This window comes from Pseudomonas algeriensis (assembly GCF_048847255.1).
In the GTDB taxonomy this organism is placed as follows: Bacteria; Pseudomonadota; Gammaproteobacteria; order Pseudomonadales; family Pseudomonadaceae; genus Aquipseudomonas.
Map to the genome: position 1 here is coordinate 140,418 of NZ_JBKKRK010000003.1, position 23,872 is coordinate 164,289.

The window sequence follows — 23,872 nt, forward strand, 5'->3', positions numbered from 1 at the left end:
CAAAGCTTATGCCCTGGCCAGCCAGGGCACAAACGGCGCTCGGAAAACAGAGTGTTACCGAGCGGGCAATAATCACTCCGTCAGCGAGCCGTGGATGCGGGTCATTCCGGGATCTTCAACCCGCGAGTCACCGCCGGCCGCGCCAGGAAACGCTCCAACACCCGGGTCACGTTGGGGAAGTTCTGGATGCCCACCAGGTCACCCGCCTCGTAGAAACCGAGCAGGTTGCGCACCCACGGAAACGTCGCGATGTCGGCAATGGTGTAGCGCTCGCCCATGATCCAGTCCCGCCCTTGCAAACGGCCATCGAGTACCTTGAGCAGGCGCCTGCTCTCCTCGACGTAACGGTCGCGCGGTCGCTTGTCCTCGTAGTCCTTGCCGGCGAACTTGTTGAAGAACCCCAGTTGCCCGAACATCGGCCCGATCCCGCCCATCTGGAACATCAGCCACTGGATCGTCTCGTAGCGCGCCGCCGATTCCTGGGCAAGCAATTGGCCGCTCTTGTCCGCCAGGTAAATCAGAATCGCCCCCGACTCGAACAACGCCAGCGGCTGGTCGCCAGGGCCGTGGGGATCGAGAATCGCCGGGATCTTGTTGTTGGGGTTCAGCGACAGGAACTCGGGCGACAACTGATCGCTACTGCCGAAATCGACTTTGTGGGGCTCGTACGGCAGGCCGATTTCTTCGAGCATGATCGAGACCTTCACCCCATTGGGGGTTGGCAGGGAGTAGAGCTGGATCCACTCCGGGTACTGGGCGGGCCATTTTTCGGTGATGGGAAAGGGGGTCAGGTTGGGCATGAAATGGATTCCAAGAGTCAGCCAGAAAGCTGAAGCATAAATCAGCCGATCCAGCTTTGGGCCGTCGCCCGTTCTTAAATCCGCAACATCCTGTCGCTAACATTCGCTTCATCTCCTGACCGCATGCCGTTAAAAACAGCGCATCGGCCAGGATCGAACCAAAGGGCGAGCAGGTACTCAGAGAGATGCCCCGAGGAATCGAAGCGGCGTAACGACAAGGAAAACACCCGGGCCCAGGGGCTTCGCGGTGCCGGGGTTTGTCAGCCTGATCGAGAGCATCGAAGACGTCTATTCCATGATGAACCCACAGAGATTCACCCGTTACCTCAAACGCCGTTCGTGGCTGCTGCTGCCGACGCTGGTTGTGGCCTGTGGATTGGCGCTGTCGCTGGAATCCAGCGTCAGCCGCGCGCAGCCAGCCGACGGTGTCCAGACCCTGGTGTTCTTGCGCCACGCCGAGAAACCCGCCGGAGGCCTCGGCCAGCTCAACTGCCAGGGTCTCAACCGCGCCATCGATCTGGCTACCCTGCTGCCGGAAAAATTCGGCAAAGCTGACTATGTATTCGCCGCCAACCCTACCCGAAACGTCGAAGAAGGTGAGTTGGACAATTCCTACAGTTATATCCGCCCATTGATGACCATCAGCCCCAGTGCCATCAAGCTGGGCTTGCCGGTCAATATCGAATACTCAGCCAACGACACCAGCGACCTGGCCAACGAACTGCTGGACGACAAATACCACAACTCCACTATCTACACCGCCTGGTCCCATGGCTACCTGCCGGAGCTGATCAATAAAGTCGCCGGTGAAGCGGTGGGCAAGCGGCAAGAGATTACCGATGATTGGGCGTCGAGCGATTTCGATTCGCTGTATGTACTGACCCTGACCTGGCACAACGGCAAGGCCAGCCTCAACAGCCAAAGCTACAAGCAAGGGTTGGATAACGGGCAGGAGACGTGCCCGACATAAACAGCAGGCCACTTCTATTGACTGGACACCCAATGGGGGAGCGAGCCTGCTCGCTCCCCCAGGGGCACGGTGTGTTGAATGCCAGATGGCGTCCTACCCGCCCCGAGCCGCGCGCTCACGCAGGTATTGCAATACCGCCGCCTGCTCCCCGGCGAACTCGATGCGCCCGCCCTTCTTTTCTCGCTGGAATACGTACATCGGGTCGTAATATTCGCGCAGCAAGCCTTCGATCCAGCCGCGATGCAAATCGACGGCTCCCGTACTGGCCTGCTCGGCCAGGGCCGCCTCCATGATGTCCATCAACCGGCGATGACGGTCGCCCCCCAGCCGCCTATGGATGTTATCGAGGCTTGACAGCAGCCGTTCGGAAAACAGCGAGAAGCCTTCGTCGCCATGCACGTCGATGAATTCGGCACAGAGGTTGATCACATAATCGCCCAGGATTCGCTCGACCCGTCGCTCCAGGCTGTCTTCTAGCCAGACCATCGGCACCTGCTGCATACGCTGGTACAACGGCAGCGGCACGGCGCAGCTGCCCACCATGCGACTTTCGTCTTCCAGCACGAATTGCTCGAGCCCGGCGGCGCGCTTCTTCAGCACATCCACCGCCAGCAGGTTTTCGAAATCGATGTTGGACGGCTGCCCGGTGGCGCGCTTGCCAAAGCTGGAACCGCGATGATTCGCGTAGCCTTCCAGGTCCAGTGCGTTGGGCAGTTGCGTCAGCACTTCGGTCTTGCCCGTGCCGGTCATGCCGCCCAACAAGACCAGGTCGCACTGGGCAGCCGCTTGATCGACGGCTTCGAGCAGAAAGGTACGCATGGCCTTGTAGCCACCGCCGACACGGGGGTAGTCGATGCCGGCTTCTTCCTTGAGCCACTGCTGGACAATCTGCGAGCGCAAGCCACCACGAAAGCAATAAAGCACTCCGTCGGGATGGGAACGGGCGAAGTCGGACCAGGCCTGGATGCGCTGGGCCTTGGTGTCACCGCTAACCAATTGATGCCCGAGGACGATGGCAGCTTGCTGGCCCTGTTGTTTATAGCAAGTGCCAACGCGTTGCCGTTCGATGTCGGTCATCAGGGGCAGGTTGACCACGCCGGGAAACGCGCCCTTGAGGAATTCGACGGGCGCTCGGGTGTCCATCATCGGACGGTCGTTGAGGAAGATATCGCGGTAATCGGTGATGTCGCGGGGCATCAGAACACCTCGACCGCGTGGCTCTGTCGCTCGACCAATTCACCGATCGGCTCCAGCGAAAGGCCCAGCTCGACGGCAACCTGCAGGAATTCGCTTTCGCCTTCGGGCGTGACGGCAACCAGCAAGCCGCCGCTGGTCTGCGGGTCGCACAGCACGCGCTTGTGCAACTCCTGGACCCGACCGACCCTGCTGGCGTAGCTGTCATAGTTGCGCAGTGTGCCGCCCGGCACGCAGCCCAGGTCCAGGTAGTACTCGACGCCCGGCAAGCGCGGCACGGCGTCGTAGCGGATGCGTGCGGTGAGCTGGCTGCCATCGGCCATCTCCACCAAGTGTCCGAGCAAGCCGAAACCGGTGACATCGGTCATTGCGGCCACGCCGTCGAGCTTGCCGAAACGGCTGCCGGGCTTGTTGAGGGTGCACATCCAATCCCGGGCCAGGCCCACGTCGGCGGCGCGCAGCTTGCCTTTCTTTTCCGCGGTCGTGAGGATGCCGATGCCCAGGGGTTTGGTCAGGTACAAGCGGCAACCCGCGACGGCGGTGTCGTTGCGCTTCATGTGGCGCTTGTGCAGGAGCCCCGTCACCGCGAGGCCAAACATTGGCTCCGGCGCATCGATCGAATGGCCGCCCGCCAAGGGAATGCCCGCCTCGTCGCACACCGAGCGGCCACCACGAATGACCTCCCGGGCAATCTCCGGGGCCAGTACGTTGACGGGCCAGCCGAGGATTGCAATCGCCATCAGCGGATCGCCGCCCATGGCGTAGATATCACTGATGGCATTGGTCGCGGCGATGCGTCCGAAATCGAAAGGATCGTCGACGATCGGCATGAAGAAATCGGTGGTCGAGACCACCCCGCGCTCCTCGTCGATGGCATACACCGCTGCATCGTCCCGGGAGGCATTGCCAACCCAAAGCTTGGGGTCAAGGTTCTGCGCACCGCTGCCGGCCAGGATCACTTCCAGCACCTGGGGCGAAATCTTGCAGCCGCAACCGGCACCGTGGCTGTACTGGGTCAGGCGAATCGGCTCGCTCATGGGCATACCTCTCGTAAGTCAAGGTCGGCAATTCTACCAGCAACGTCCGCCGCCCACCGCCCGTCGCGATCAATCGCCGCGTATCCGACGGAATTTTTCCGGCGTCGCGGGACTCACTTGAACAATAGCCGAGCCTTCCAAGGAGATAGCCGATGGACCCAACCCCACCCGCGACGACTCATCTTGATTACGGTCTCGACACGCTGTTCGGCCGCGAGACCAAAAGCGTCGACTGCCAGTTCGACGTCAAGCGTCTGGACGACGGCGAGCCGCCGTGGTTTGCCCTGCATGTACGCCCGCCGCTTCCCGAAGACCTGGCAAAGGCACAGATCGTGGTGTTCAGCGCCGAAGGCCGACGCATCAGCGGTATCGTTCGGCGTTCCGAGCGCCTGGCCGACGACAGCTTGCAGCTGGACGTCGAACCGGACTGAAGCGCTCAGGCACGCGGCGTACTGCTGCGGTACATGAACACCAGCGCCAAAGCCAGGCAGGCCATGGCCAGCAAGCGGCTGCTGGACAGTTCGATAGCCGGATTGCCCAGCCAGCCGAAGTTATCGATCAGCATGCCCATGCCCAGTTGCCCGACAATGACCGCCACGGTGGCAACGGCCGTGCCGACTCGTGGCACCGCGCCGACCATCACTATCATGTACACCACGCCAAACAACGCACCGCTGAGCTGCCACTTGGGCACCTCCAACAGGCTCATGGCGTGCGCCGGCTCGAAAAACACGATCAACAGCCCCGTGACCACCGTGCCCACCACAAAGGTCAGCAGGCTGCTGCGCAGCACGCCAACCGTCTCGCCCAGGCGTCCGTTGATCGCGGCCTGAACGCTCAGTACCGCGCCGGCGGCAACGACCACCAGCAATAACACAATGATGCTCATATCAACCTCGGGCTATCAGAACAAGGGCCACCACAATCAACGCCAACGCCAGCCAACGCTCGCGATTGACCCGCTTGCGACTCGCGCCGAACCAACCGAAATGGTCGATCAGCACGCTTTTGCCCACTTGGCCGGAGAGGATCGCGATCATGGTCATCGCAATACCGATGTGAGGGGTGGCGAGGGTCAGGACCACCACATAGATGGGTCCCAGAAAGCCGCCGATCAATTGCCAGCGCGGCAACGTGTCCAGTGATGGGCCTCGCTGCGGGCCGCTGAGCAACAGCAGCAGGAACAGCAGCGCGGCGCCCACGCCAAAGATGCTCAACGTCGCCCATAGATGGCCGACCTGGATGCCCAACGGTCCCAGCAGACCGGCCTCCACCGACAATCCCATGCCCGCCAGGATGACCAGGGGCAACAATAGCCAGCGCAAAAATGGCCGGGGTGGCGCCGCAGCCGCTATCGGCGCGGCCGCGTCTTGTGATGTCGGTTGCATCGAATGTACCTGTCTTGGAAAGAAACGACGGGCATTATCAACTGGCGCTCCTATGCGATAAATGTGAGCATTCCAACAACACTTTTGCGCAGTACGCACAACGGATTTCCCATGCAAGGTCTCGATGAACTGGGTTTCAAGGCACTCCGACTGTTTGTCGCGGTGCTCGATCACGGCAGCTTTTCGGAAGTGGCGCGGCGTGAGGGGCTGGCGCCCTCTTCGATTTCCCGCCAGATCCAATTGATGGAGCAAGCGCTGAACCAGCAACTGCTCTATCGCCATACGCGCGCCGTTTCGCCCACCGAAGCCGGCCGCCTGCTCGGTCACCACGCACGGTTGTTGCTGGTGCAACTGGAGGAAGCCGAACAAGCCTTGCAGGAGCAGTACAGCGAGCCGGCCGGGCTGATACGGATCAACGCTCCCGTGGTGTTCGGCCAGCGACACCTGACGCCGTGGCTGGGCCAGTTGTGCGAGCGCTACCCCAAGCTGCAGTTGGACATCCAGCAGACCGACAATTATGTGGACCCGCTGCAGCAAGGTGCCGACCTGCTCTTTCGCATCGGGCCGCTGCACGATTCCAGCATGCAGGCGCGGATCGTCGCGCCGCACCGCTTCCAGATTGCCGCAAGCCCCGACTACCTCGCCCGTCATGGCACGCCACGCAAGCCCCAGGACCTGGCTGCCCATGAATGCCTGGCCTATAAAGGCGTGGCGGGCCAGCAGCGCTGGTTCTTCCGACGTCCCGGTCAAACCTGGACGCCATACAGTGTCAGGGGCCCGATCACCGGCAACCACGCCGACACCCTGACCCAGGCCGCCGTGCAAGGGCTGGGCCTGGTGATGTTCCCGTCGTGGCTCATCGGCGAAGCCGTGCGCAGCGGAACGCTGGTGCCGGTGCTGAGCGACTACGAAGCGTCCAACAGCCTCGAACCCCAGCAAATCGCTATCCTCTGGCCCGGCAGCCGACGCCTGTCGGTGAAGGTGCGTACGGTGATCGACTTTTTCCTTGAATGTTTCGGCGAGGTGCCCTACTGGGATCGTCCTTGACGGTCGGGCGCTGGAGTCAAGGCCAGGCCCATGGGATGATCCAGCTTTAGATCGAGCCTGCGTGGAGCGTTTTAATGTCATTGCTGAGTAAACGAGCCGCCGCCGTGCTGCTGACGGCGGTCGCCAGCCTGGCCGCATGGCCTGCCATGGCGGCCCAGCCCAAGACCGTGGCCCAGGCACCGGTCCAGAAGATTTCGATGCTGGGCGGCAAGTTCAGCTTCACCCTGCCCAAGGGCTACACGGCAACGCCGTTATCCGCGGGCGAAGTGGCCCAGGGGACAGCCGGGGCGACCGGTATGATGTACAGCAATGCCACGAGCAAGACAGTGGTGATCACGGCTGAAAACACCTTGGTCGACGGGGCGAATGTGAAGGACAACGACGCGGCCTTCCTGGACAGCACCTTTGCCGATTTTGCCGTTCAGAAAACCAAGGCTCTGCCGGATGCCAAAATTCTTGGCGAACAAAGCCTGGTCCAGAAAACCACCGGTCTGGGCCTGCGTCAGCTCGACACCAAGGCCACGCAGGGTGGCGGGCCGACGTTGGACACCACGCTGATCGGCGCCTCCGGCACGCGTATGGCCGTGGTGCAGATCATTTCCAGGGCCAGCGACCAGGCCGGCCATGAGGCGCTGGTCAAGCAGATCGCCAGCGGGAAGTGAGAACACTGGCGCAGCATGCCTGACCCGTGGGCGCGAGCCTGCTCGCGATGACGGCGGTACATTCAGCATCCCCATCAACTGAAACACCGCCATCGCGAGCAGGCTCGCTCCCACACTGGATTTGTGGATGACTCAAAACCCAAGCGCAGCACACCCCCCTGTGGGAGCGCGCTTGCTCGCGATGACGGCGGTACATTCAGCATCCCCATCAACTGAAACACCGCCATCGCGAGCAGGTCGCTCCCACACTGGATTTGTGGATGACTCAAAACCCAAGCGCAGCACACCCCCTGTGGGAGCGAGCCTGCTCGCGATGACGGCGATACATTCGCCATCCCCATCAACTGAAACACCGCCATCGCGAGCAGGTCGCTCCCACACTGGATTTGTGGAGGACTCAAAACCCAAGCGCAGCACAATCTCCTTTTGGGGGCTGATGTGCCTATCAGGGGTTGAGTCGCTCAAGCCAGGCCCGCAGATCCTTCACTTCCTGCGCATTGATCTCATGGCCAAGGCCCGGATAGGCATGGAATTCCGGCTCCAGGGCCAGGGTCTTTAGGAAGGTGTCGGCGTCGGTGCCGTCATGGAAGGGAATGATCGGATCCGCGGTGCCGTGGCCGATGAACACGGCTAGCGCCCTTCGTGCCTCGTCGGGCGTCAGTTCGGCCCGCAGCACCGGCAGGATTCGCCCACCCATCGCAGCGATGCCCCCGACGGCTTCCGGGTGTCGCAAGGCGATTTCGTAGCTCATCATCGCGCCCTGGCTGAAGCCCACCAGGTAGACGTTGCCCGCATCGGTCGGGTACTTGGCCCGCGCCTTTTCGATGAATTCCATAAGCATCTGGCCACTGGCCTTCAAGTCTGAAGTGTCACCGTCATACGCGCCCTCGCCCTTTTTGGCGAACCATTGGTAGTGGCCCGGTTCCATGGACTTGGGCGCGCGCACCGAGAGGTAGTTGTAGTGCCTGGGCAGTTCATCGGCGAGCCTGAGCAGATCCTTTTCGTTGCTGCCCGAACCGTGCAGGAAAATCACCAGCGGCCGGTTTCGGGCCTGCTCGTCGGCGCGGGCCAGGTAATTGAGGGGCAAATCCGTTTGCAGCGACGGTTGGGCCTGCACGCCGGCCGATACCAGCAGCAGAAACAGGGCGAACGCTTTGAGCATCAGTCTTCCTCCATCATTGGATAGCCGCACGACAACGACCGTGCGGTGAGGTAGACAGCACTTATCAGTCGTTGATCAATTTGCCCGCCCGAATAGGCTCGCGCCCGGCGACTTTCGCCTGCCAGATACCTGGCTGGGTGTAGCGCCCACGATCCAGGGCGAACAGTACGCCGCTGGTGCCCGCTGGCACAACGCTGACCCGGTCATTCAACGGATCGACCACCTCGAACAGCGGATCGCCGCGCTCCACCCACTCCCCGGCCTCCCGCAGGAAACTCACCACGCCATGGTGCGGCGCGAACAGGTATTGCGTGCCTTCGAACGGCAAGCCCTCGCAGCATTCTTGCGGCGCGGCCGGCCAGTCACCGGCGATGAGGCCCTGTTCCGCGAGAAATCCCAGGATGGCTTCGCAATTGGCCTGGGCCTGCTCCACCCGGGTGTCGCCCATGCTGCCCAGTTCGAGCGTCGTCGCCAGGTTGGCCGGCGGAATCGCCGCTTGCGGAAAAATCCTAGCCAGGCGCAACCAGGGTGTCGAGCAGGACTCATCGAACGAACTGCCGCCCGAATCTTCACACAGCAACGCCACCCCGGCCTTCAACCGCGCGGCCAATGAGCGCCACTGCGGCCATTGCTGGGGCAAGGCATACAAGTGGATCGCGGCCTCGAAATCACAGTGCAGATCCAGAGTGACATCGGCGTCGCAGGCGTGGCGAAGCAATAGCCGGTGCAGGGCTTCAAGCTGGGAAGGTGGCGGCGGCAGATCTTCCAGCACCTCGACCATTGTCTGGCGAATCAAGGTGATGTTGGCGGCCGGGTCATCCCCGAGACGGTCACCGATGCGTTGCGCCACCGGGGCGCTGAGTTCGACGAAGGAACGGTTGAAATTCTTGCCGCTGCCCAGCTCGAAACGCCCCATATGGGCGCTTTGCAGATGCTGATCCAGGCCGATGGGATTGGCCACCGGCACGAGCTCGATCACGCCTTTGAGCAAACCACGGGCTTCAAGATCGTTCAGTCGCTGTTTCAGCTCCCATGCCGTGCGCATGCCCGGCAACTCGTCGGCATGCAGGCTCGCCTGGATGTACGCCTTGCGCGGCCCGTGGCCGTAACGAAACACGCTGAGCGAACGCTCCGTGCCCAGGTGACTCCATGGCAGGATATGGTCGATGCGTTGCATAGGCACTCCAGATATCGGTTTCTCGACAGGCTCAGGGTAAAACAATCGCCCATGAAAAAGGTGGCCGGCCGGGTCAGCGGCGGGCCACCTGTGGGCTTCAGCTATTAATGCCCGTAGACGTCAAAGGCGAAGTATTTGTCCTGCACTTTCTTGTAGGTGCCATTGGCGCGGATTTCAGCGATGGCAGCGTTGAATTTCTCGGCAAGCTCTTTATCACCCTTGCGCACCGCGATGCCGGCGCCGCCGCCGAAGTACTTGGCGTCTTCATAGGTAGGCCCGACGAAGGCAAAACCTTTGCCGGCGTCGGTTTTCAGGAAACCTTCGTCGAGGTTGACCGAGTCAGCCAGCATCGCGTCGAGGCGACCGGCAACCATGTCCAGGTTAGCCTCCTGCTGGGAGGTGTAGCGCACCAGGTTGATCCCCGCCGGCACCAGCACTTCGGTCGCGAAGCGGTCATGGGTACTGGCGCGCAGCACACCGACTTTCTTGCCCTTGAGCTCGGTCAGCGGGTCCTTGACGTCGGTGCCTTGCTTCATCACGAAACGCGCCGGGGTGTGGTAGTACTTGATGGTGAAGTCGACGTTTTTCTTGCGGTCGTCCGTGATCGTCATGGACGACAGGACCGCGTCGATTTTCTTGACCTTCAGCGCCGGGATCAGGCCGTCGAACTCCTGCTCGACCCAGACACACTTGACCTTCATCTGCTCGCACAGCGCGTCGCCGATATCCACATCGAAGCCGGCCAGCTTGCCGTCAGGGGTTTTCATCGAAAAGGGTGGATACCCGGCCTCGATCCCGAGACGGATCGGCTTGGCGTCTTCGGCCACGGCTGAGAAGGATAATACGGACAGTGCCAGGGCACCGAACATGACAAGCTTCTTCATTTTTGCTCCTGAGTGCGCAGGTTTTTTTGATCGTTATTGGCAGATTCGGAAACAGCGTTCGGTCTGGGAAACCGAAGTGGGCGGGAGTCTAGAGGGGCACTCGGGAGGCGAATTACGTAGAGGCGACAAATAGTTATAGAAATACCCAGGCTTGGCTGAGGATCATGAATTTACGAAAAGCCTGACAGAGGCAAACGCTGGTGGCGAGGTTCTGCACCGCTCAGGACTGCTACGCAGCCCAGCGGGAGCAAGCTGCCTCGCCACAACGTGAACAAGCCGCCGGAAAATTTCAGCAATCGCAGCTGACGATCTTCTCCGCCACGCGCTCTACGGAACCGGTCAGGCGAAAGCCCTCGTCGAGCCAGCCCATGACGCCGCCAATCATTTCCTTGACCGGATACCCGAGGGTCGCCAGGCGGACCGCAGCCTTGTTGGCGCCGTTGCAGTGTGGCCCGGCGCAATAGACCACGAACAGAGTCGTCTCGGGATAGGCCGCCAGTGCGTGCGCCGTGAGCGTGCGGGTTGGAAGATTGATCGCCCCCGGCACATGCCCGCGCTCGTAGGCCAGCGGACCGCGTACATCCACCAGTACAAAATCGACATCGCCCGTTTCCTGGCTGGCATGGACATCGGAACAGTCGGTTTCGAACATCAGGCGGCGGCTGAAGTGTTGCAAGGCCAGGTCGGATGAGGCGGCAGGCACTTCGCTAACGGGGCTGGTCATGATTTTTACTCCTGGAACAAAAGGGCTCGAAGAGACTTTATCGACCTGGCGCTTGCCGCTACAGTGGCGGATACGACACTCTGTGGGAATTTTCCGCCAAATGCATCCTACACCCGGCCTCGTCGCGATCCTTGCCTACGACGGCCTGTGCACGTTCGAGTTCGGCGTCGCCGTCGAGATATTCGGACTGGCACGGCCCGAGTTCGATTTCCCGTGGTATGAGCACCGCATTGTCGCCGTCGACGAAGGCCCGATGCGCGCCATGGGCGGCTTCCAGGTGCTGGCCGATGGCGGCATGGAACTGCTCGACAGCGCTCATACGATTGTCGTGCCGGGCTGGCGCATTCGCAGCGGTCCGCCCTCCGATGCCCTGCTCCAGGCCCTGCGGCGAGCCCATAAACGCGGCGCCCGTTTGTTGTCGATCTGTTCAGGAGCGTTCGTGCTTGCCGCCACGGGGTTGCTCGACGGCCTGGGCGCCACGACTCATTGGCGCTACACCGACGAGCTCGCCGAGCGCTACCCCGCCATCGATGTGGATCCCGACGTGCTTTATGTCGATTCAGGCCAAGTGATCACGTCGGCTGGCAGCGCGGCAGGCATCGATGCGTGCCTGCACCTGGTTGCGCGGGATTTCGGAGCCCAGGTCGCCAACACCGTGGCACGCCGGCTGGTCATGCCGACGCAACGCACCGGCGGCCAGGCGCAATTCATTCCGTCGCCGGTCAGTCGCACACCGCGCAGCGACTTGTCCGGCGTCATGCAATGGGCCCGGGAACGTCTCCACGAGCCGCTGGGTGTGCGCGAGCTGGCAAGCCACGCCGCCATGAGCGAACGAACCTTCCTGCGCCGCTTCACCCAGGCCTCTGGCCTTTCACCCAAGGCCTGGCTGCAACATGAACGCCTGGCTCGGGCGCGGGAACTGCTGGAGAGCACGAGCGACAACACCGACATCATTGCCCAACTCTGCGGCTACCGCTCGGTGGAAAGTTTCCGCGTGGCATTTCGTAGCGTGGTGGGGGTTGCGCCGTCGGTCTACCGAGAGCGGTTTGGGCGGGGATGAACCCAGCATGAGCTTCGCCCAGGTTTGCTCGCGACGCTCAGCGTCTGCGCAACAAGTACGTGTCCATGATCCAGCCATTGGCCTGCCGCGCCGCCTGGCGAGTGCGTTCGATGTCATCGGCCACGTCCCCCAGCCGGCCGGCGACCAGGATTTCGTCCGCCGTCCCTACATAGGCGCCCCAATAGATGTGCAGGTCCGGATCGCGTACCTGACGATACGCGTCCTGCGCATCGAGCATCACCACCACGCTCTGCGCGTCGCCGACCTGCCCCGCCGCCAACCGCCGGCCAGTGGTGATCTCCAGCGAACCGCCAATGGTATTCAATGACACTTTATGTCGCGCCGCGAGGGCCTGGACGCTGGTGATGCCAGGGATCACTTCGAACTCGAAAGCGCAGCGTCCCGAATCAAGGATCGCCTGGAGGATACGCAAGGTGCTGTCGTACAACGACGGGTCGCCCCACACCAGGAAACCGCCGCATTGTCCGTCCGATAACTGCTCATCGATCAGCCCTTCGAAAATGGCCTGCTTCGCCCGATTCAGCTCCGTGACAGTGCCCGCGTAGTCCGAATCGCCGCGCTCGCGCTCAGGACTGCTGGCTTCGACGAAACGGTAGGAATGGTCGGCGATATAGCGTCGACAGATCTCGCGGCGCAAGTCCAGCAACCCGTCCTTGGCAGGTCCCTTGTCCATCAGGAAAAACACATCCACCTGGTTCAAGGCCTTCACCGCCTGCATCGTCAAGTGGTCCGGATCACCTGCACCGATGCCGATCACCAATAGTTTTTTCATGGTCGTGACTCCAAGGCTCGCAAGCGCCAAACCCCGTTGAATCGCAGGTCAACGACGCCAAGGGGTTCGATATCGATCCGGTTGAACATGGCCGGTTGGCAGCCCAGCACGTTCATCATGGCGGCGCGGATCACGAACGGATGGGTAACGGCCAACCAACGACCCGGGGTCTTTTCCAGGGACGCCAGCCAGTCACCGACGCGCCGACACAATTGGCTGACGGATTCACCGCCGTGGGGTGCGGCGTCCGGATCATCGCGCCACGCCTGGAGGTGCTGCGGTTCGGTCGCGAGCAACTCGTCGATCGACGCCCCCCGCCACCGTCCGAAATCACAATCGGCCAATGCCGGGGTCACCACGGGTGAGTCACCCAACAAGGCCGCCGTCTGGCGCGTCCTCAGTTCCGGCCCGCAGAGCAGATGCCGGACATGGTGGTATTGGCGACCGATCTCGGGGCGCTTCGCCAGCCAACCGGCATCCAGCGGTTCGTCCAGGCCCAAGCGAGCGCTTTTCTGAGCGGCGGTACGGGCGTGGCACATCAAGGTCAGGCGGGTCGCTTGCACGGGGGGTTCTCGGGCGGTTGGAGGGGATCAGTGACAGGGCAATGGCGCACTTTGTTGTACAGCACCTTATATGAACTCCAATAACGTTGGACAAAAAGGCGTTATGTCCGACACCGGCAGAAGCATTACCTGACATACAAAGGCACCTCAACCAAAGCCTTGCCCTACAAGGCTTACACATAAGTTCAGACTTTTTAAACGGAACGTAAAAACCTCTGGACACGTAGCACCCGCTACCCAAATACTATTTTCGAAATGATGAAAAAAACCCAACACCCATCCAGGCAAGGAGCACGGATGCCTCTCTCCAGAGACCAGACCAGCGATCCATGCCTGGTTTTGCCGCCATCGGAAAGCCAGGCCATAGATGCCCTGCGCAGTCGGGCATTGTTCGAAGCGGTGTCCAGCCCGCTGGTTGAAGCTTGTCCAGCCTTGAAGGCCCGGGAGCCGGCCTTGGCCCAGGCGTCGCCATCTGCCGAGCCTTGTGAGCACTATGCGCGAACCCATTGAATGCGCCGAATCAGGTCTGTACACCAAGCCTGCTTTCAGATTGCTGCGGGAAGAGTCGGACCATCCGCTGCTGCTGGTCTGTGAACACGCCAGCCGATTCATCCCAGGCGCGCTCAATGACCTGGGGCTGGATGAGACGGCGGCCCAGGAACATATCGCCTGGGACATCGGTGCCCTGGCCTTGGCCGAGCGGCTGTCCGAAACCCTTGGCGCGACCCTGCTGTCGGCCAACTACTCGCGACTGTTGATCGACCTGAACCGCCCATTGCACGTCCCCGACAGCATCCCGGCGCAAAGCGAGATCTACCAGATCCCCGGCAACCACTCGCTGGACGACGCCACGCGCGAATACCGCCAGCAGTGCCTGTTCCACCCTTTTCATGACCGACTGCGAACCCTGATCGACCGCCGCCTGGCTGACAACCGGGTCGTGCGGGTAGTGGGCATCCATAGTTTCACCCCGGTGTTCTACGGCCAGCCGCGCGCACTCGAGGCCGGCGTCCTGTTTGGCGAAGCCAGGGAATATGCCCAGCACATCGTCGAAGGGCTGGCCCGGCACTCGCTGCGGGTCGCCGGCAACCAGCCCTACAAGGTCAGCCCCTTGAGCGACATGACGGTTCCGGTACATGGCGACGGCCGCGGCCTGGATTCGGTGCTGATCGAAGTGCGCAACGACCAACTGCGCAGCCTCGAGTCGTTAAGGACCTGGAGCGCATACCTCGCTCCCCTGCTATAAACACGACGGTGTAGAGTTTTCAGCTGCAAAGCAACAACGCGTGGACAACGACAGTGATCGTCAAGCCCGGTGCCTATCAGCGGGTTCTTTGGAACAGGAGTGCAATCCATGCTGGCTTTACGTCCAGTTCAATTGACCGATTTGCCGCAACTGCAACAGCTGGCCCGCGATAGCCTGGTAGGCGTCACTTCGCTTCCCGACGACGTCGATCACCTGCGGGAAAAAATTCTCGCCTCGTGCGCCTCCTTCGAGGCCGAAGTGCACACCCCGGGCGGGGAGAATTATTTTTTTGTTTTGCAGGAGCTGGAATCAGGTCGCCTCGTGGGCTGTTCGGAAATTGTCGCCACCACGGGTTGCGGCGAACCATTCTACAGCCTGCGCAACCGGCCGTTTTCCAGCGAATCCCGCGAGCTGAACATCCAGCACGGCGTACCCGCGCTGTCGCTCTGCCAGGACCTCAACGGTCAGACGCTGCTGCGCGGTTTCCACATCGACGCTGCACGGGTACGCACGCCGGAATCGGAGTTGCTTTCCCGGGCCCGGCTGATGTTCATCGGCGCCCACCCGCGGCGCTTTGCCGACTCGGTGATCACTGAGATCGTCGGTTTCAGCAGCGAGGATGGCCAGTCGCCCTTCTGGGACGCCGTCGGACAGCATTTTTTCGACCTGCCCTACACCGAGGCCGAACGTCTGTGCGGCTTGCGCAGCCGAACCTTCCTCGCAGAGCTGATGCCTCAATACCCGATCTATGTCCCCATGTTGCCCCCGGCGGCCCAGGCCTGCATTGGCCGGGTCCACCCGGACGGCCAGGAAGCCTTCGACATCCTCGAGCGCGAGGGTTTCGAAACCAACAACTACGTGGATATCTTCGACGGTGGCCCCACGCTGCACGCCCGGGTCGCGAACATCCGCTCGATCACCCAGAGTCACTTGGCTATCGCGCGCCAGAGCCGACACATCGACGCCACGGGTCGCTACCTGGTCAGCAACGATCGCCTGGGCCATTACCGAGCCATTGTCGCCGACCTGGAAGTCAACGGCGAAGGCCCCGTCCCATTGCAGCCCGATATGTTGCAAGCGTTGGGCATTGCGGAGGGTGACCGGATCCGGGTGGCCCGCCTATGAAACGCCTTCGAGCCCGTCTATGGCAGCATCGCGCCCGGCATGATCAAGGAGCGACACCATGATTGTCCGCCCGGTCGCCCTGACCGACCTGCCTGCGTTGATGGACCTGGCGCGCTGCGCCGGCCCGGGGTTTACCAGCCTGCCGGCCAACGAAGAACGCCTGGCGCACCGAGTGCGCTGGGCCCAACGGACCTTCGCCGGGCAGGTGGAACGTGCCGATGCCGACTACCTGTTCGTGCTGGAGGACGACGACCGGCACGTGGTGGGTATCAGCGCGCTGACCGGTGCGGTGGGGGTGCGCGAGCCCTGGTACAACTACCGCGTGGGTGTGACCGTCAGCTCGGCGCCTGAATTGGGCATCCAGCGACAGATCCCGACGCTGTTCCTCAACAACGAAATGACCGGTCAATCGGAAATCTGCTCGCTGTTCCTTCATCCCCATCAGCGCCGTGGCCATAACGGGCGCTTGCTGTCCCTGGCGCGCCTGCTGTTCGTGGCCGAGTTTTCCCAGCTGTTTGGCGAAAAGCTGATTGCAGAATTGCGCGGTCCCGCGGACGACCAGGGCTGCTCGCCTTTCTGGGATAGCCTGGGACGACACTTCTTCAACAAGGACTTCAGCTACGCCGACCAGTTGGCTGGCATGGGCAACAAGGCCTTCATCGCCGAGCTGATGCCACGCCAACCGTTGTACACCTGCCTACTCACCGAGCAGGCCCAGGCAGCGATAGGCAAAGCGCATCCGGACACCGAACCCGCCTTGAAAATCCTCGGTGCCGAAGGCTTCGCCCACAAGGGATACGTGGACATCTTTGACGGCGGGCCGGTCATCGAGGCACCTGTCTCGAAGATCCGCAGCGTACGTGACAGCCAGCCACTGACCTTGACGATCGGCACGCCGGACGGGCAGGCGCCGGTGTGGCTGATCCACAACCGGCGCCTGGAAAGCTGCCGCGTCACCAGCGCCCGGGCCCACCTGCATGGCCAAAGCCTGCTCGTTGACCGCGCCACAGCCCAACGTTTGCAAGTGCAACCGGGCGACACGGTACGCGCCGTGACGTTGCTCAGGCCGCGAGAACAGGCCGAGGCGGCATAAATCCGCCGCCCTGTCCCGGCACTTTCCATTTACTCCTCGCGCAACGTGAGGATGTAACATTGAAACAATAACAACCCTCTTTAACCAGAAAGCAACTCGATATTTCCCCAGCAATACTTCTCGACAATTAGCAAGTTGCCTCCCACCCTGTCCAACTCCATACTTTTCAACGCCGACCCACTGCAACGAAAACGATCATGATCAAAAATCTAATTACCGAGATAGTTTCGCCAACGGACATTGCGGAAACAATTAAATCATTGGACATGACCTCCGAAACTAGACAGCTGGTTTCTCAACTTACCACCGCACCAAACTTTGCCAGGGAGCCATTCCGGCGGGCAACAATCATGAACGCCACCAACCCGCATACGGGAACCGTGATACTGCACCAGACGAGCATAGGCAATATAAGTGTTAAATCACCTACATTCGACTCAACTTCATCGCCACTGTACTCAGTGCCCGGCCACAGCATTCTGTTCGCGCTTGACCGACCCTTCCAGGTCCAGCGATACACTTTGATGGAACAGCGTATCGAAAAGGCCGATAGAGTAGTTATTGACGAAAGAAACCCGCTGATCATCGACGGCCGTCATACATTATTCGACTACATCCAAACCGCCCCCAAGCCAGCCAGACTTACAGGGCGAATCAATCTGCCAAACAGAGCGGCCGATATCAGCGTATTCGATCGTGTCACGTTGAAAAAGATAGCGTGGTTGCCCCACGATGAAAGTGCCTCTCGTTATCTGGTCAGCCTGGAGCTGCTCGACACAATCCAAGACCTCGATGGCGTCAAGGTCGCGGAGGAGTTGGTCTACCACTATCATCCCGCTGTGGTGTGGAAAGCCTTCCAGATACTCTACCGAGCGGACCGGCCCAAGGCGCTGGCATACGCTCCATTGCTGAAAAAACACAAAAGTGCGCGCCTGGACAGCTTGCTTCGTCCACTGGAGAAGGCCGCATGAAACTCGACACTTTCCTGGAGCGCATAAACACTTACGATCTGCAGCGTGACAAAGCCGATGTCATTGAAGACATGCGCCAGCTGGCGACGAATCGTTCTTTATTGAGTCACCATCTGCATGACGTAATACAGAGAGATGGTTTCGCCATCCGCAACAATATCTACAATGCCTATGCCTTTGTACTGCACAGCAACGATGAGTTCACCCTGCGCCTGGGATTCTGGGCACCCGTGGAAACACATGACGAGAGCAAGACTTTCATCTACAACCTGAACCACAATCATGACTTCGACATGTATGCGGTGGGCTATAGCGGAGATGGTTATACAACGGTTGTCCGCGAAATACTTGATGAACTGCCCTTACAAATGGGCAAGGTGCCCAGACTAGGTAAGGAACGAAGCGTAAAACTTGCGCCAGGCGAAGTTTTATACATGCCTGCATTTCGAGAGATCCACAAACAGATCGCGCCTCGGTCAATGTCTGCATCGTTGAGTCTGCTCATTCATCCTGAACACTCGATCAGACCGGACGAAGCCTGGTGTTTCGATGACAACTATAAGCCGTTTTACCCCGGCGTAGCTGCACAAGAGACAGCGTTATTCAAAGACACGCTGTCGTTGCTCAACCCCGGGCAGTCATTGGCTGCCCTATAACCAAAAGAGGAAAAAAAATGGATAACCTGATGAACAACTGGGACCAAGCGCCTTTGCTGCGAGCCGGTACGGATGCGGTGGATACCGCTGTCCAATTGACGAACGAGAACGAAGTCTTCTGCACTATTCCCTTCTCGACCCGCTTCAACGTTGGAAACATTCACGAGATCAAGAAGATGTGGGGGGAAACGACCCTGTCCTGACATCGTTTAAGCTGTAGGCACTCGCCAGGCTACAGGCCTTCCGGTCTGTGGCCTTTTTTGGTGCACTGCAAAGCATGGCCCATGCACATTCGTCATCATCTTTGTGCCTGCCGCATGATAGCCTTTGGTTTTTCGGCGTTGACACTTTTGCTCAAGCCCTTCCATTCCATTGGTGGAACTTATATGTCCAGGCTTTCCCATCAAGATTTGCGTCGCAACTTCCGCCAATTGCTGGCTTCCGACACGTGCTACCACACTGCGTCCGTGTTCGACCCGATGTCAGCGCGCATAGCCGCAGACCTGGGATTCGAAGTGGGGATCCTCGGCGGCTCGGTCGCTTCATTGCAAGTGTTGGCCGCGCCGGATTTTGCCTTGATCACTCTCAGTGAATTTGCCGAACAGGCTACCCGCATCGGTCGCGTGGCCCAGCTGCCGGTGATCGCCGACGCTGACCACGGCTACGGCAACGCGCTGAACGTGATGCGCACGATCATCGAGCTCGAACGCGCCGGCATTGCCGCGCTGACGATCGAAGACACCCTGCTGCCCGCCCAGTTCGGCCGCAAGTCCACGGACCTCATCAGCGTGGCCGAAGGCGTCGGCAAGATCCGCGCCGCCCTGGAGGCCCGCGTCGATTCGGAGATGGCCATCATCGCCCGGACCAACGCGGGAATACTGCCGGTTCAGGAAATCATCAGCCGCACCCAACAATACGAACGTGCCGGCGCCGATGGGATCTGCATGGTCGGGGTACAGGACTTCGAGCATCTGGAAAAGATCAGCGAGAACCTGAACGTGCCGCTGATGCTGGTCACTTACGGCAACCCGCTGCTGCGTGACGACAAACGCCTGGCCGAGCTGGGTGTACGGATCACCATCGATGGCCACGGCGCCTATTTCGCCGCGATCAAGGCCACTTATGACAGCCTGCGGGAACAGCGCCAGATCTTTACCCAGGCCTCGGACCTGAGCGCCACCGAACTGACCCACACCTACACCCAGCCCGAGGAGTACATCCGTTGGGCCGAGGAATACATGAGCGTCAAGGAATAAGCTCATTCACCGTCCAGGAGACGGCCATCGCGAGCAAGCTCGCTCCCAAGGTGCTTGCGGTGAAAGCCAATGCTGCGTTCATCCAACAAACTCAGTGGGAGCGAGCCTGTTCGCGATTACGTGTCAGTGTGAATAAGCTTCAATGCCCGCTGCGCAACATCTCCTTGGGCACATACTTGCCGATCTCGAACTTGCCGATGGCGGCGCGGTGGACTTCATCCGGGCCGTCGGCCAGGCGCAACGTTCGCTGCATGGCATACATGTAGGCCAGCGGAAAGTCGTTGGAAACCCCAGCCCCGCCATGAATCTGGATCGCCCGGTCGATGACCTTCAGCGCCACGTTCGGCGCAACGACCTTGATCTGGGCGATTTCGCTCTTGGCCACTTTGTTGCCGACCGTGTCCATCATATAGGCCGCCTTCAACGTCAGCAGGCGAGCCATGTCGATTTCCATCCGCGAATCGGCGATCTTGTCGATGTTGCCACCCAGGCGCGCCAGTGGCTTGCCGAAGGCGGTGCGACTGATGGCCCGCTGGCACATCAATTCCAATGCGCGCTCCGCCATGCCGATTGAGCGCATGCAGTGATGAATCCGGCCCGGGCCGAGGCGGCCCTGGGCAATTTCGAAACCGCGGCCCTCGCCTAGCAGGACGTTTTCGTACGGCACCCGCACGTTGTCGAACAGCACTTCGGCGTGGCCATGGGGCGCGTCGTCGTAACCGAACACCGGCAATGGCCGGACGATCTTGACCCCGGGCGTGTCCACCGGCACCAGGATCATCGAATGCTGGGCGTGACGAGGTGCATCGGGATTGCTCAGGCCCATGAAGATCAGGATCTTGCAGCGCGGGTCGCAGGCGCCTGAGGTCCACCACTTTTTACCGTTGATGACCCACTGGTCGCCATCGCGCTCGGCACGGGCGGCCATGTTGGTGGCATCCGACGAAGCGACGTCCGGTTCAGTCATGGCGAAGGCCGAGCGAATCTCTCCCCGCAGCAACGGTTCCAGCCAGCGCTGCTTTTGTTCTTCATTGGCGTAACGCACCAGCACTTCCATGTTGCCGGTGTCCGGCGCCGAGCAGTTGAACGGCTCCGGCCCCAGCAGCGAGCGCCCCATGATCTCCGCCAGCGGCGCATATTCAAGGTTGGTCAAGCCTGCGCCCAGTTCGGATTCCGGCAGGAACAGATTCCACAGCCCTTCGGCCCGGGCCTTGGCCTTCAGCTCCTCCATGATCGCGGTGGGTTGCCAACGGTCACCTTCGGCCACTTGTCGTTCGAATACCGCTTCGGCCGGGTAGACATGCGCATCCATGAACGCCGTAACGCGTTCACGCAGCTCCTGAACCTTGGGGGAATAGGCAAAATCCATGGGCAGCACCTTCTTGGCAGAGGTTGTTTTTAGGTCATGGAATCGATGCTAGTTGAGCTACGAAAATTTACCTAACCTATTCTCGGCGTGTATTAACATTCATCACCGATATATGGTTCACTGATTTGCATTGCCACCCGGCACCTCATACAAGCCCAAGAATAAGAGTGCAGCGCCATGAATCTGAGCAAGGTCGACCTCAACCTTTTCATTGTCTTCGATGCGATCTACACCGAAGCCAACCTGACCCGTGCCGGGCAGATCGTCGGCATCACTCAGCCGGCCGTGTCCAATGCCCTGGCGCGTTTGCGCGAGACCTTCAATGATCCGCTGTTCGTGCGCACCGCCCAGGGCATGGTGCCTACACCGATGGCCCAGAATATTATCGGGCCGGTGCGCAACGCCCTGTCGCTGCTGCGGGTATCGGTACAGGAAAGTCGGATCTTCAACCCACTGCAAGCCGTCAAGACCTACCGCATCAGCATGACCGACCTCACCGAGGGCGTGATCCTGCCGCCGCTGTTCCAGCGCCTGCGTCGCCTGGCGCCGACCGTGGCTATCGAGAGTTTCCTGTCCAAGCGCCGGGAGACCACCAAGGAGCTGGCCGCCGGACGCCTGGACTTCGCGGTGGACGCCCCGCTCAACACCGACCCACAAGTACGCCACGTCAAGCTGATGGAGGACCGTTACGTCTGCGCCATGCGCAAGGGCCATCCGCTGGCGAACAAGGAAAAACTCAGCCTCGACGATTACCTGGCCCAGACCCACGTGCATATTTCCAGTCGCCGCAACGGCCTGGGTTACGTGGACCTGGCCCTCGGCAAAATGGGCATACAGCGCAAGATTGCCCTGCGTTCGCAGCATTATCTGATGGCGTCCCAGGTGCTCCAGCAGACCGATATGGTCATGACTGTTCCGGAGCGCTTCACGCGCCGTCATGACCTGCATGCGGTCCACGTGCCCGTCAACGATGTGCCGCCAGTGGAAACCCATCTCTACTGGCACGAAAGCACCGACCAGGACCCGGCCAATCGTTGGATGCGCGAGCAGATCATCGAACTGTGCCAACAGGTGACGGCCCATGAGAAGAAGCTCGATAAGGTTTAGCCTGTCCAATGTGGGAGCGAGCCTGCTCGCGATAGCGTCGGATCAGTCACTATTCATATTGGCTGGACTACCGCTTTCGCGAGCAGGCTCGCTCCCACAGGTTTCGTCGACAGCTCATTGCTTGACGTGAACGTCAACCTGCAATTAGCTTAGCGCCAACTCCTATCGTTTCGAGCGCTTCCATGAGCAGCCTGACCTACAGCATCTCCGATCTCGCCCGCGAGCTGGATATCACCACTCGAGCCATCCGCTTCTATGAAGAACAGGGTCTCTTGCGTCCGGAGCGTCGAGGCCAGGAACGTGTTTACTCGCCACGGGACAAAGTCAGCCTGAAACTGATCCTGCGGGGCAAACGCATTGGGTTTTCCCTCGCTGAATGCCGTGAGCTGATCGAGCTGTACGACCCCACCAGCGGCAATCAGAAACAGTTACACAGCATGCTGGCGAAAATTGCCGAGCGTCGTGAGCAACTCGAACAGCAGCTGTTGGACATCGAACAGATGAAACTGGAACTCGACACCGCCGAGGAACGTTGCATCCAGGCGCTGGAACAGACGCTCAAGGGCGAGGAAACCGTCCAGTAACACAACAGTTATCCAGTGGGAGCGAGCAAGCTCGCTTCCACACCGAGCCCATTCACCACAGGTCAATCCCCATGTCCCTGCCCTCTTTTGTACGCCTGATCGAAGTCGGCCCCCGCGACGGGCTGCAGAATGAATCGCAACCCATCAGCGTCACCGACAAGGTGCGCCTGGTGGATGCCTTGAGCGCCGCGGGCCTCGGTTACATCGAGGTTGGCAGTTTTGTCTCGCCCAAATGGGTGCCGCAAATGGCCGGCTCGGCCGAGGTGTTCGCGCAGATTCAGCGCAAGCCCGGTGTGACCTACGGCGCGTTGGCGCCGAACCTGCGGGGGTTCGAGGACGCGCTGGCGGCAGGCGTCAAGGAGGTTGCGGTGTTCGCGGCGGCATCCGAAGCATTTTCCCAACGCAACATCAATTGCTCCATCAAGGAAAGCCTGGAACGTTTCGCCCCGATCATGGAGGCCGCACAGCGCAACGGTGTCAGCGTACGCGGGTACGTGTCGTGTGTGCTGGGCTGTCCTTATGAAGGCGCGGTCGAACCCGAGCAAGTGGCCTGGGTCGCCCGGGAGCTGTACGACATGGGCTGCTACGAGGTTTCCCTCGGCGACACCATCGGGACGGGCACCGCCGGCGCCACACGCAGGATGTTTGAAGTGGTTTCGGGTGACGTTCCCCGGGAAAAACTCGCGGGACACTTCCATGACACCTATGGCCAGGCAATGGCCAACGTCTACGCCAGCCTTCTGGAAGGTATCGCCGTGTTCGACAGTTCCATTTCCGGCTTGGGCGGCTGTCCCTATGCCAAGGGCGCCAGCGGTAACGTCGCCACCGAGGACGTGCTTTACCTGCTCAAGGGGCTGGGTATCGAAACCGGTATCGACCTGGACGCACTGATTGCCGCGGGCCAGCAGATTTGTGACGTGCTGGGCCACCCCACCGGTTCGCGTGTTGCAAAGGCGCGGCTGGCGCAGTGAGGTGTTACCGCCCTCGTCTGTAACGGGGGTGAA

Annotated in this window: 28 protein-coding genes; 16 read left to right on the top strand and 12 right to left on the bottom strand. The window is 60.8% G+C overall.

The genetic code is table 11. From position 1 onward, the window contains the following. Window positions 1–101: 101 nt before the first annotated feature. The gene (locus ACLK1G_RS05900; RefSeq protein WP_420764573.1) at window positions 102–800 is read right to left on the bottom strand and encodes a glutathione S-transferase family protein; all 699 of its coding nucleotides are present in this window, start codon (window positions 798–800) and stop codon (window positions 102–104) included. Between the two features lie 295 nt (window positions 801–1,095). Here ACLK1G_RS05900 and ACLK1G_RS05905 point away from each other — a divergent pair, with 295 nt between their 5' ends. Beyond that, a complete protein-coding gene (locus ACLK1G_RS05905) occupies window positions 1,096–1,770 on the top strand; it encodes a histidine phosphatase family protein (RefSeq protein ID WP_420764834.1) in 675 nt (224 codons plus the stop codon). Window positions 1,771–1,863: 93 nt separating this feature from the next. On the opposite strand, the gene mnmH is transcribed toward ACLK1G_RS05905, so the two are convergent. Next, a complete protein-coding gene (mnmH, locus tag ACLK1G_RS05910) occupies window positions 1,864–2,967 on the bottom strand; it encodes a tRNA 2-selenouridine(34) synthase MnmH (RefSeq protein WP_420764574.1) in 1,104 nt (367 codons plus the stop codon). Beyond that, on the bottom strand, window positions 2,967–4,001 hold the full coding sequence (gene selD, locus ACLK1G_RS05915) for a selenide, water dikinase SelD (RefSeq protein WP_420764575.1): 1,035 nt from the start codon (window positions 3,999–4,001) through the stop codon (window positions 2,967–2,969). Before selD ends, mnmH begins: the two co-directional genes overlap by 1 nt. Window positions 4,002–4,153: 152 nt before the next feature. On the opposite strand from selD, the gene ACLK1G_RS05920 reads away from it, so the two are divergent. Next, window positions 4,154–4,432, top strand: a complete 279-nt coding sequence (locus ACLK1G_RS05920; protein WP_420764576.1) for a hypothetical protein — start codon at window positions 4,154–4,156, stop codon at window positions 4,430–4,432. Window positions 4,433–4,437: 5 nt separating this feature from the next. On the opposite strand, the gene ACLK1G_RS05925 is transcribed toward ACLK1G_RS05920, so the two are convergent. Continuing rightward, entirely contained in the window at window positions 4,438–4,890 is a 453-nt protein-coding gene (locus tag ACLK1G_RS05925) for a DMT family transporter (RefSeq protein ID WP_420764577.1), read from the bottom strand. 1 nt (window position 4,891) lies between these two features. Continuing rightward, entirely contained in the window at window positions 4,892–5,389 is a 498-nt protein-coding gene (locus tag ACLK1G_RS05930) for a DMT family transporter (protein ID WP_420764578.1), read from the bottom strand. A 111-nt stretch (window positions 5,390–5,500) separates the two neighbouring features. Between ACLK1G_RS05930 and ACLK1G_RS05935 the strand changes: the two genes are divergently transcribed. Beyond that, complete coding sequence (locus ACLK1G_RS05935) at window positions 5,501–6,436, top strand: LysR family transcriptional regulator (protein WP_420764579.1); 936 nt, start codon at window positions 5,501–5,503, stop codon at window positions 6,434–6,436. Window positions 6,437–6,510: 74 nt separating this feature from the next. Then, complete coding sequence (locus ACLK1G_RS05940; protein ID WP_420764580.1) at window positions 6,511–7,098, top strand: DcrB/PsbP domain-containing protein; 588 nt, start codon at window positions 6,511–6,513, stop codon at window positions 7,096–7,098. Window positions 7,099–7,543: 445 nt separating this feature from the next. Here ACLK1G_RS05940 and ACLK1G_RS05945 read toward each other — a convergent pair whose 3' ends face one another. The 4 genes from ACLK1G_RS05945 to ACLK1G_RS05960 all read right to left on the bottom strand — a co-directional run bounded on the left by ACLK1G_RS05945 (window position 7,544) and on the right by ACLK1G_RS05960 (window position 11,045). After that, entirely contained in the window at window positions 7,544–8,260 is a 717-nt protein-coding gene (locus ACLK1G_RS05945) for an alpha/beta hydrolase (protein ID WP_420764581.1), read from the bottom strand. A gap of 64 nt (window positions 8,261–8,324) precedes the next feature. After that, entirely contained in the window at window positions 8,325–9,437 is a 1,113-nt protein-coding gene (locus tag ACLK1G_RS05950; RefSeq protein ID WP_420764582.1) for a succinylglutamate desuccinylase/aspartoacylase family protein, read from the bottom strand. Between the two features lie 104 nt (window positions 9,438–9,541). Continuing rightward, entirely contained in the window at window positions 9,542–10,321 is a 780-nt protein-coding gene (locus tag ACLK1G_RS05955) for an ABC transporter substrate-binding protein (RefSeq protein WP_420764583.1), read from the bottom strand. Window positions 10,322–10,610: 289 nt separating this feature from the next. Then, window positions 10,611–11,045 (bottom strand): rhodanese-like domain-containing protein, encoded by a 435-nt coding sequence (locus ACLK1G_RS05960; RefSeq protein ID WP_420764584.1) that lies wholly within the window; start codon window positions 11,043–11,045, stop codon window positions 10,611–10,613. A gap of 100 nt (window positions 11,046–11,145) precedes the next feature. Here ACLK1G_RS05960 and ftrA point away from each other — a divergent pair, with 100 nt between their 5' ends. After that, window positions 11,146–12,105: a transcriptional regulator FtrA gene (gene ftrA, locus ACLK1G_RS05965; RefSeq protein ID WP_420764585.1), complete on the top strand. Its 960-nt coding sequence runs from the start codon at window positions 11,146–11,148 to the stop codon at window positions 12,103–12,105. Window positions 12,106–12,142: 37 nt separating this feature from the next. Here ftrA and cobF read toward each other — a convergent pair whose 3' ends face one another. Next, entirely contained in the window at window positions 12,143–12,898 is a 756-nt protein-coding gene (gene cobF / locus ACLK1G_RS05970) for a precorrin-6A synthase (deacetylating) (protein WP_420764586.1), read from the bottom strand. Next, complete coding sequence (locus tag ACLK1G_RS05975) at window positions 12,895–13,461, bottom strand: histidine phosphatase family protein (RefSeq protein ID WP_420764587.1); 567 nt, start codon at window positions 13,459–13,461, stop codon at window positions 12,895–12,897. The genes cobF and ACLK1G_RS05975 overlap by 4 nt, the downstream gene beginning before the upstream one ends. A gap of 297 nt (window positions 13,462–13,758) precedes the next feature. Here ACLK1G_RS05975 and ACLK1G_RS05980 point away from each other — a divergent pair, with 297 nt between their 5' ends. The 8 genes from ACLK1G_RS05980 to ACLK1G_RS06015 all read left to right on the top strand — a co-directional run bounded on the left by ACLK1G_RS05980 (window position 13,759) and on the right by ACLK1G_RS06015 (window position 19,808). Next, the gene (locus ACLK1G_RS05980) at window positions 13,759–13,971 is read left to right on the top strand and encodes a hypothetical protein (RefSeq protein ID WP_420764588.1); all 213 of its coding nucleotides are present in this window, start codon (window positions 13,759–13,761) and stop codon (window positions 13,969–13,971) included. Continuing rightward, window positions 13,955–14,707 carry an N-formylglutamate amidohydrolase gene (locus tag ACLK1G_RS05985; RefSeq protein WP_420764589.1) on the top strand — a complete coding sequence of 251 codons (753 nt, stop codon included), beginning with the start codon at window positions 13,955–13,957 and terminating at the stop codon, window positions 14,705–14,707. The genes ACLK1G_RS05980 and ACLK1G_RS05985 overlap by 17 nt, the downstream gene beginning before the upstream one ends. Before the next feature lie 108 nt (window positions 14,708–14,815). Next, window positions 14,816–15,832, top strand: a complete 1,017-nt coding sequence (locus ACLK1G_RS05990) for an arginine N-succinyltransferase (RefSeq protein ID WP_420764590.1) — start codon at window positions 14,816–14,818, stop codon at window positions 15,830–15,832. A gap of 58 nt (window positions 15,833–15,890) precedes the next feature. Further along, window positions 15,891–16,925: an arginine N-succinyltransferase gene (gene astA, locus ACLK1G_RS05995; protein WP_420764591.1), complete on the top strand. Its 1,035-nt coding sequence runs from the start codon at window positions 15,891–15,893 to the stop codon at window positions 16,923–16,925. Window positions 16,926–17,122: 197 nt separating this feature from the next. After that, window positions 17,123–17,896, top strand: a complete 774-nt coding sequence (locus ACLK1G_RS06000; RefSeq protein WP_420764592.1) for a hypothetical protein — start codon at window positions 17,123–17,125, stop codon at window positions 17,894–17,896. Next, on the top strand, window positions 17,893–18,552 hold the full coding sequence (locus tag ACLK1G_RS06005) for a transposase (RefSeq protein WP_420764593.1): 660 nt from the start codon (window positions 17,893–17,895) through the stop codon (window positions 18,550–18,552). Before ACLK1G_RS06000 ends, ACLK1G_RS06005 begins: the two co-directional genes overlap by 4 nt. 17 nt (window positions 18,553–18,569) lie before the next feature. Next, window positions 18,570–18,755 carry a hypothetical protein gene (locus tag ACLK1G_RS06010; RefSeq protein WP_420764594.1) on the top strand — a complete coding sequence of 62 codons (186 nt, stop codon included), beginning with the start codon at window positions 18,570–18,572 and terminating at the stop codon, window positions 18,753–18,755. A 183-nt stretch (window positions 18,756–18,938) separates the two neighbouring features. Beyond that, a complete protein-coding gene (locus ACLK1G_RS06015; RefSeq protein WP_420764595.1) occupies window positions 18,939–19,808 on the top strand; it encodes an isocitrate lyase/PEP mutase family protein in 870 nt (289 codons plus the stop codon). Between the two features lie 139 nt (window positions 19,809–19,947). On the opposite strand, the gene ACLK1G_RS06020 is transcribed toward ACLK1G_RS06015, so the two are convergent. Next, on the bottom strand, window positions 19,948–21,177 hold the full coding sequence (locus tag ACLK1G_RS06020; protein WP_420764596.1) for an acyl-CoA dehydrogenase: 1,230 nt from the start codon (window positions 21,175–21,177) through the stop codon (window positions 19,948–19,950). Window positions 21,178–21,354: 177 nt separating this feature from the next. Here ACLK1G_RS06020 and ACLK1G_RS06025 point away from each other — a divergent pair, with 177 nt between their 5' ends. The 3 genes from ACLK1G_RS06025 to ACLK1G_RS06035 all read left to right on the top strand — a co-directional run bounded on the left by ACLK1G_RS06025 (window position 21,355) and on the right by ACLK1G_RS06035 (window position 23,839). Beyond that, entirely contained in the window at window positions 21,355–22,284 is a 930-nt protein-coding gene (locus ACLK1G_RS06025; protein ID WP_420764597.1) for a LysR family transcriptional regulator, read from the top strand. Window positions 22,285–22,466: 182 nt separating this feature from the next. Further along, window positions 22,467–22,868, top strand: coding sequence for a MerR family transcriptional regulator (locus tag ACLK1G_RS06030; protein ID WP_420764598.1), 402 nt, complete (start codon window positions 22,467–22,469; stop codon window positions 22,866–22,868). 71 nt (window positions 22,869–22,939) lie between these two features. Continuing rightward, entirely contained in the window at window positions 22,940–23,839 is a 900-nt protein-coding gene (locus ACLK1G_RS06035; protein ID WP_420764599.1) for a hydroxymethylglutaryl-CoA lyase, read from the top strand. Window positions 23,840–23,872 lie beyond the last annotated feature (33 nt).

What these genes read in the sequence shown, in the direction of transcription:
- ACLK1G_RS05900 (WP_420764573.1), bottom strand. Translation starts at nt 800, where the DNA reads ATGCCCAACCTGACCCCCTTTCCCATCACCGAAAAATGGCCCGCCCAG.
- ACLK1G_RS05905 (WP_420764834.1), top strand. Translation starts at nt 1,096, where the DNA reads ATGATGAACCCACAGAGATTCACCCGTTACCTCAAACGCCGTTCGTGG.
- mnmH (WP_420764574.1), bottom strand. Translation starts at nt 2,967, where the DNA reads ATGCCCCGCGACATCACCGATTACCGCGATATCTTCCTCAACGACCGT.
- selD (WP_420764575.1), bottom strand. Translation starts at nt 4,001, where the DNA reads ATGAGCGAGCCGATTCGCCTGACCCAGTACAGCCACGGTGCCGGTTGC.
- ACLK1G_RS05920 (WP_420764576.1), top strand. Translation starts at nt 4,154, where the DNA reads ATGGACCCAACCCCACCCGCGACGACTCATCTTGATTACGGTCTCGAC.
- ACLK1G_RS05925 (WP_420764577.1), bottom strand. Translation starts at nt 4,890, where the DNA reads ATGAGCATCATTGTGTTATTGCTGGTGGTCGTTGCCGCCGGCGCGGTA.
- ACLK1G_RS05930 (WP_420764578.1), bottom strand. Translation starts at nt 5,389, where the DNA reads ATGCAACCGACATCACAAGACGCGGCCGCGCCGATAGCGGCTGCGGCG.
- ACLK1G_RS05935 (WP_420764579.1), top strand. Translation starts at nt 5,501, where the DNA reads ATGCAAGGTCTCGATGAACTGGGTTTCAAGGCACTCCGACTGTTTGTC.
- ACLK1G_RS05940 (WP_420764580.1), top strand. Translation starts at nt 6,511, where the DNA reads ATGTCATTGCTGAGTAAACGAGCCGCCGCCGTGCTGCTGACGGCGGTC.
- ACLK1G_RS05945 (WP_420764581.1), bottom strand. Translation starts at nt 8,260, where the DNA reads ATGCTCAAAGCGTTCGCCCTGTTTCTGCTGCTGGTATCGGCCGGCGTG.
- ACLK1G_RS05950 (WP_420764582.1), bottom strand. Translation starts at nt 9,437, where the DNA reads ATGCAACGCATCGACCATATCCTGCCATGGAGTCACCTGGGCACGGAG.
- ACLK1G_RS05955 (WP_420764583.1), bottom strand. Translation starts at nt 10,321, where the DNA reads ATGAAGAAGCTTGTCATGTTCGGTGCCCTGGCACTGTCCGTATTATCC.
- ACLK1G_RS05960 (WP_420764584.1), bottom strand. Translation starts at nt 11,045, where the DNA reads ATGACCAGCCCCGTTAGCGAAGTGCCTGCCGCCTCATCCGACCTGGCC.
- ftrA (WP_420764585.1), top strand. Translation starts at nt 11,146, where the DNA reads ATGCATCCTACACCCGGCCTCGTCGCGATCCTTGCCTACGACGGCCTG.
- cobF (WP_420764586.1), bottom strand. Translation starts at nt 12,898, where the DNA reads ATGAAAAAACTATTGGTGATCGGCATCGGTGCAGGTGATCCGGACCAC.
- ACLK1G_RS05980 (WP_420764588.1), top strand. Translation starts at nt 13,759, where the DNA reads ATGCCTCTCTCCAGAGACCAGACCAGCGATCCATGCCTGGTTTTGCCG.
- ACLK1G_RS05985 (WP_420764589.1), top strand. Translation starts at nt 13,955, where the DNA reads ATGCGCGAACCCATTGAATGCGCCGAATCAGGTCTGTACACCAAGCCT.
- ACLK1G_RS05990 (WP_420764590.1), top strand. Translation starts at nt 14,816, where the DNA reads ATGCTGGCTTTACGTCCAGTTCAATTGACCGATTTGCCGCAACTGCAA.
- astA (WP_420764591.1), top strand. Translation starts at nt 15,891, where the DNA reads ATGATTGTCCGCCCGGTCGCCCTGACCGACCTGCCTGCGTTGATGGAC.
- ACLK1G_RS06000 (WP_420764592.1), top strand. Translation starts at nt 17,123, where the DNA reads ATGATCAAAAATCTAATTACCGAGATAGTTTCGCCAACGGACATTGCG.
- ACLK1G_RS06005 (WP_420764593.1), top strand. Translation starts at nt 17,893, where the DNA reads ATGAAACTCGACACTTTCCTGGAGCGCATAAACACTTACGATCTGCAG.
- ACLK1G_RS06010 (WP_420764594.1), top strand. Translation starts at nt 18,570, where the DNA reads ATGGATAACCTGATGAACAACTGGGACCAAGCGCCTTTGCTGCGAGCC.
- ACLK1G_RS06015 (WP_420764595.1), top strand. Translation starts at nt 18,939, where the DNA reads ATGTCCAGGCTTTCCCATCAAGATTTGCGTCGCAACTTCCGCCAATTG.
- ACLK1G_RS06020 (WP_420764596.1), bottom strand. Translation starts at nt 21,177, where the DNA reads ATGGATTTTGCCTATTCCCCCAAGGTTCAGGAGCTGCGTGAACGCGTT.
- ACLK1G_RS06025 (WP_420764597.1), top strand. Translation starts at nt 21,355, where the DNA reads ATGAATCTGAGCAAGGTCGACCTCAACCTTTTCATTGTCTTCGATGCG.
- ACLK1G_RS06030 (WP_420764598.1), top strand. Translation starts at nt 22,467, where the DNA reads ATGAGCAGCCTGACCTACAGCATCTCCGATCTCGCCCGCGAGCTGGAT.
- ACLK1G_RS06035 (WP_420764599.1), top strand. Translation starts at nt 22,940, where the DNA reads ATGTCCCTGCCCTCTTTTGTACGCCTGATCGAAGTCGGCCCCCGCGAC.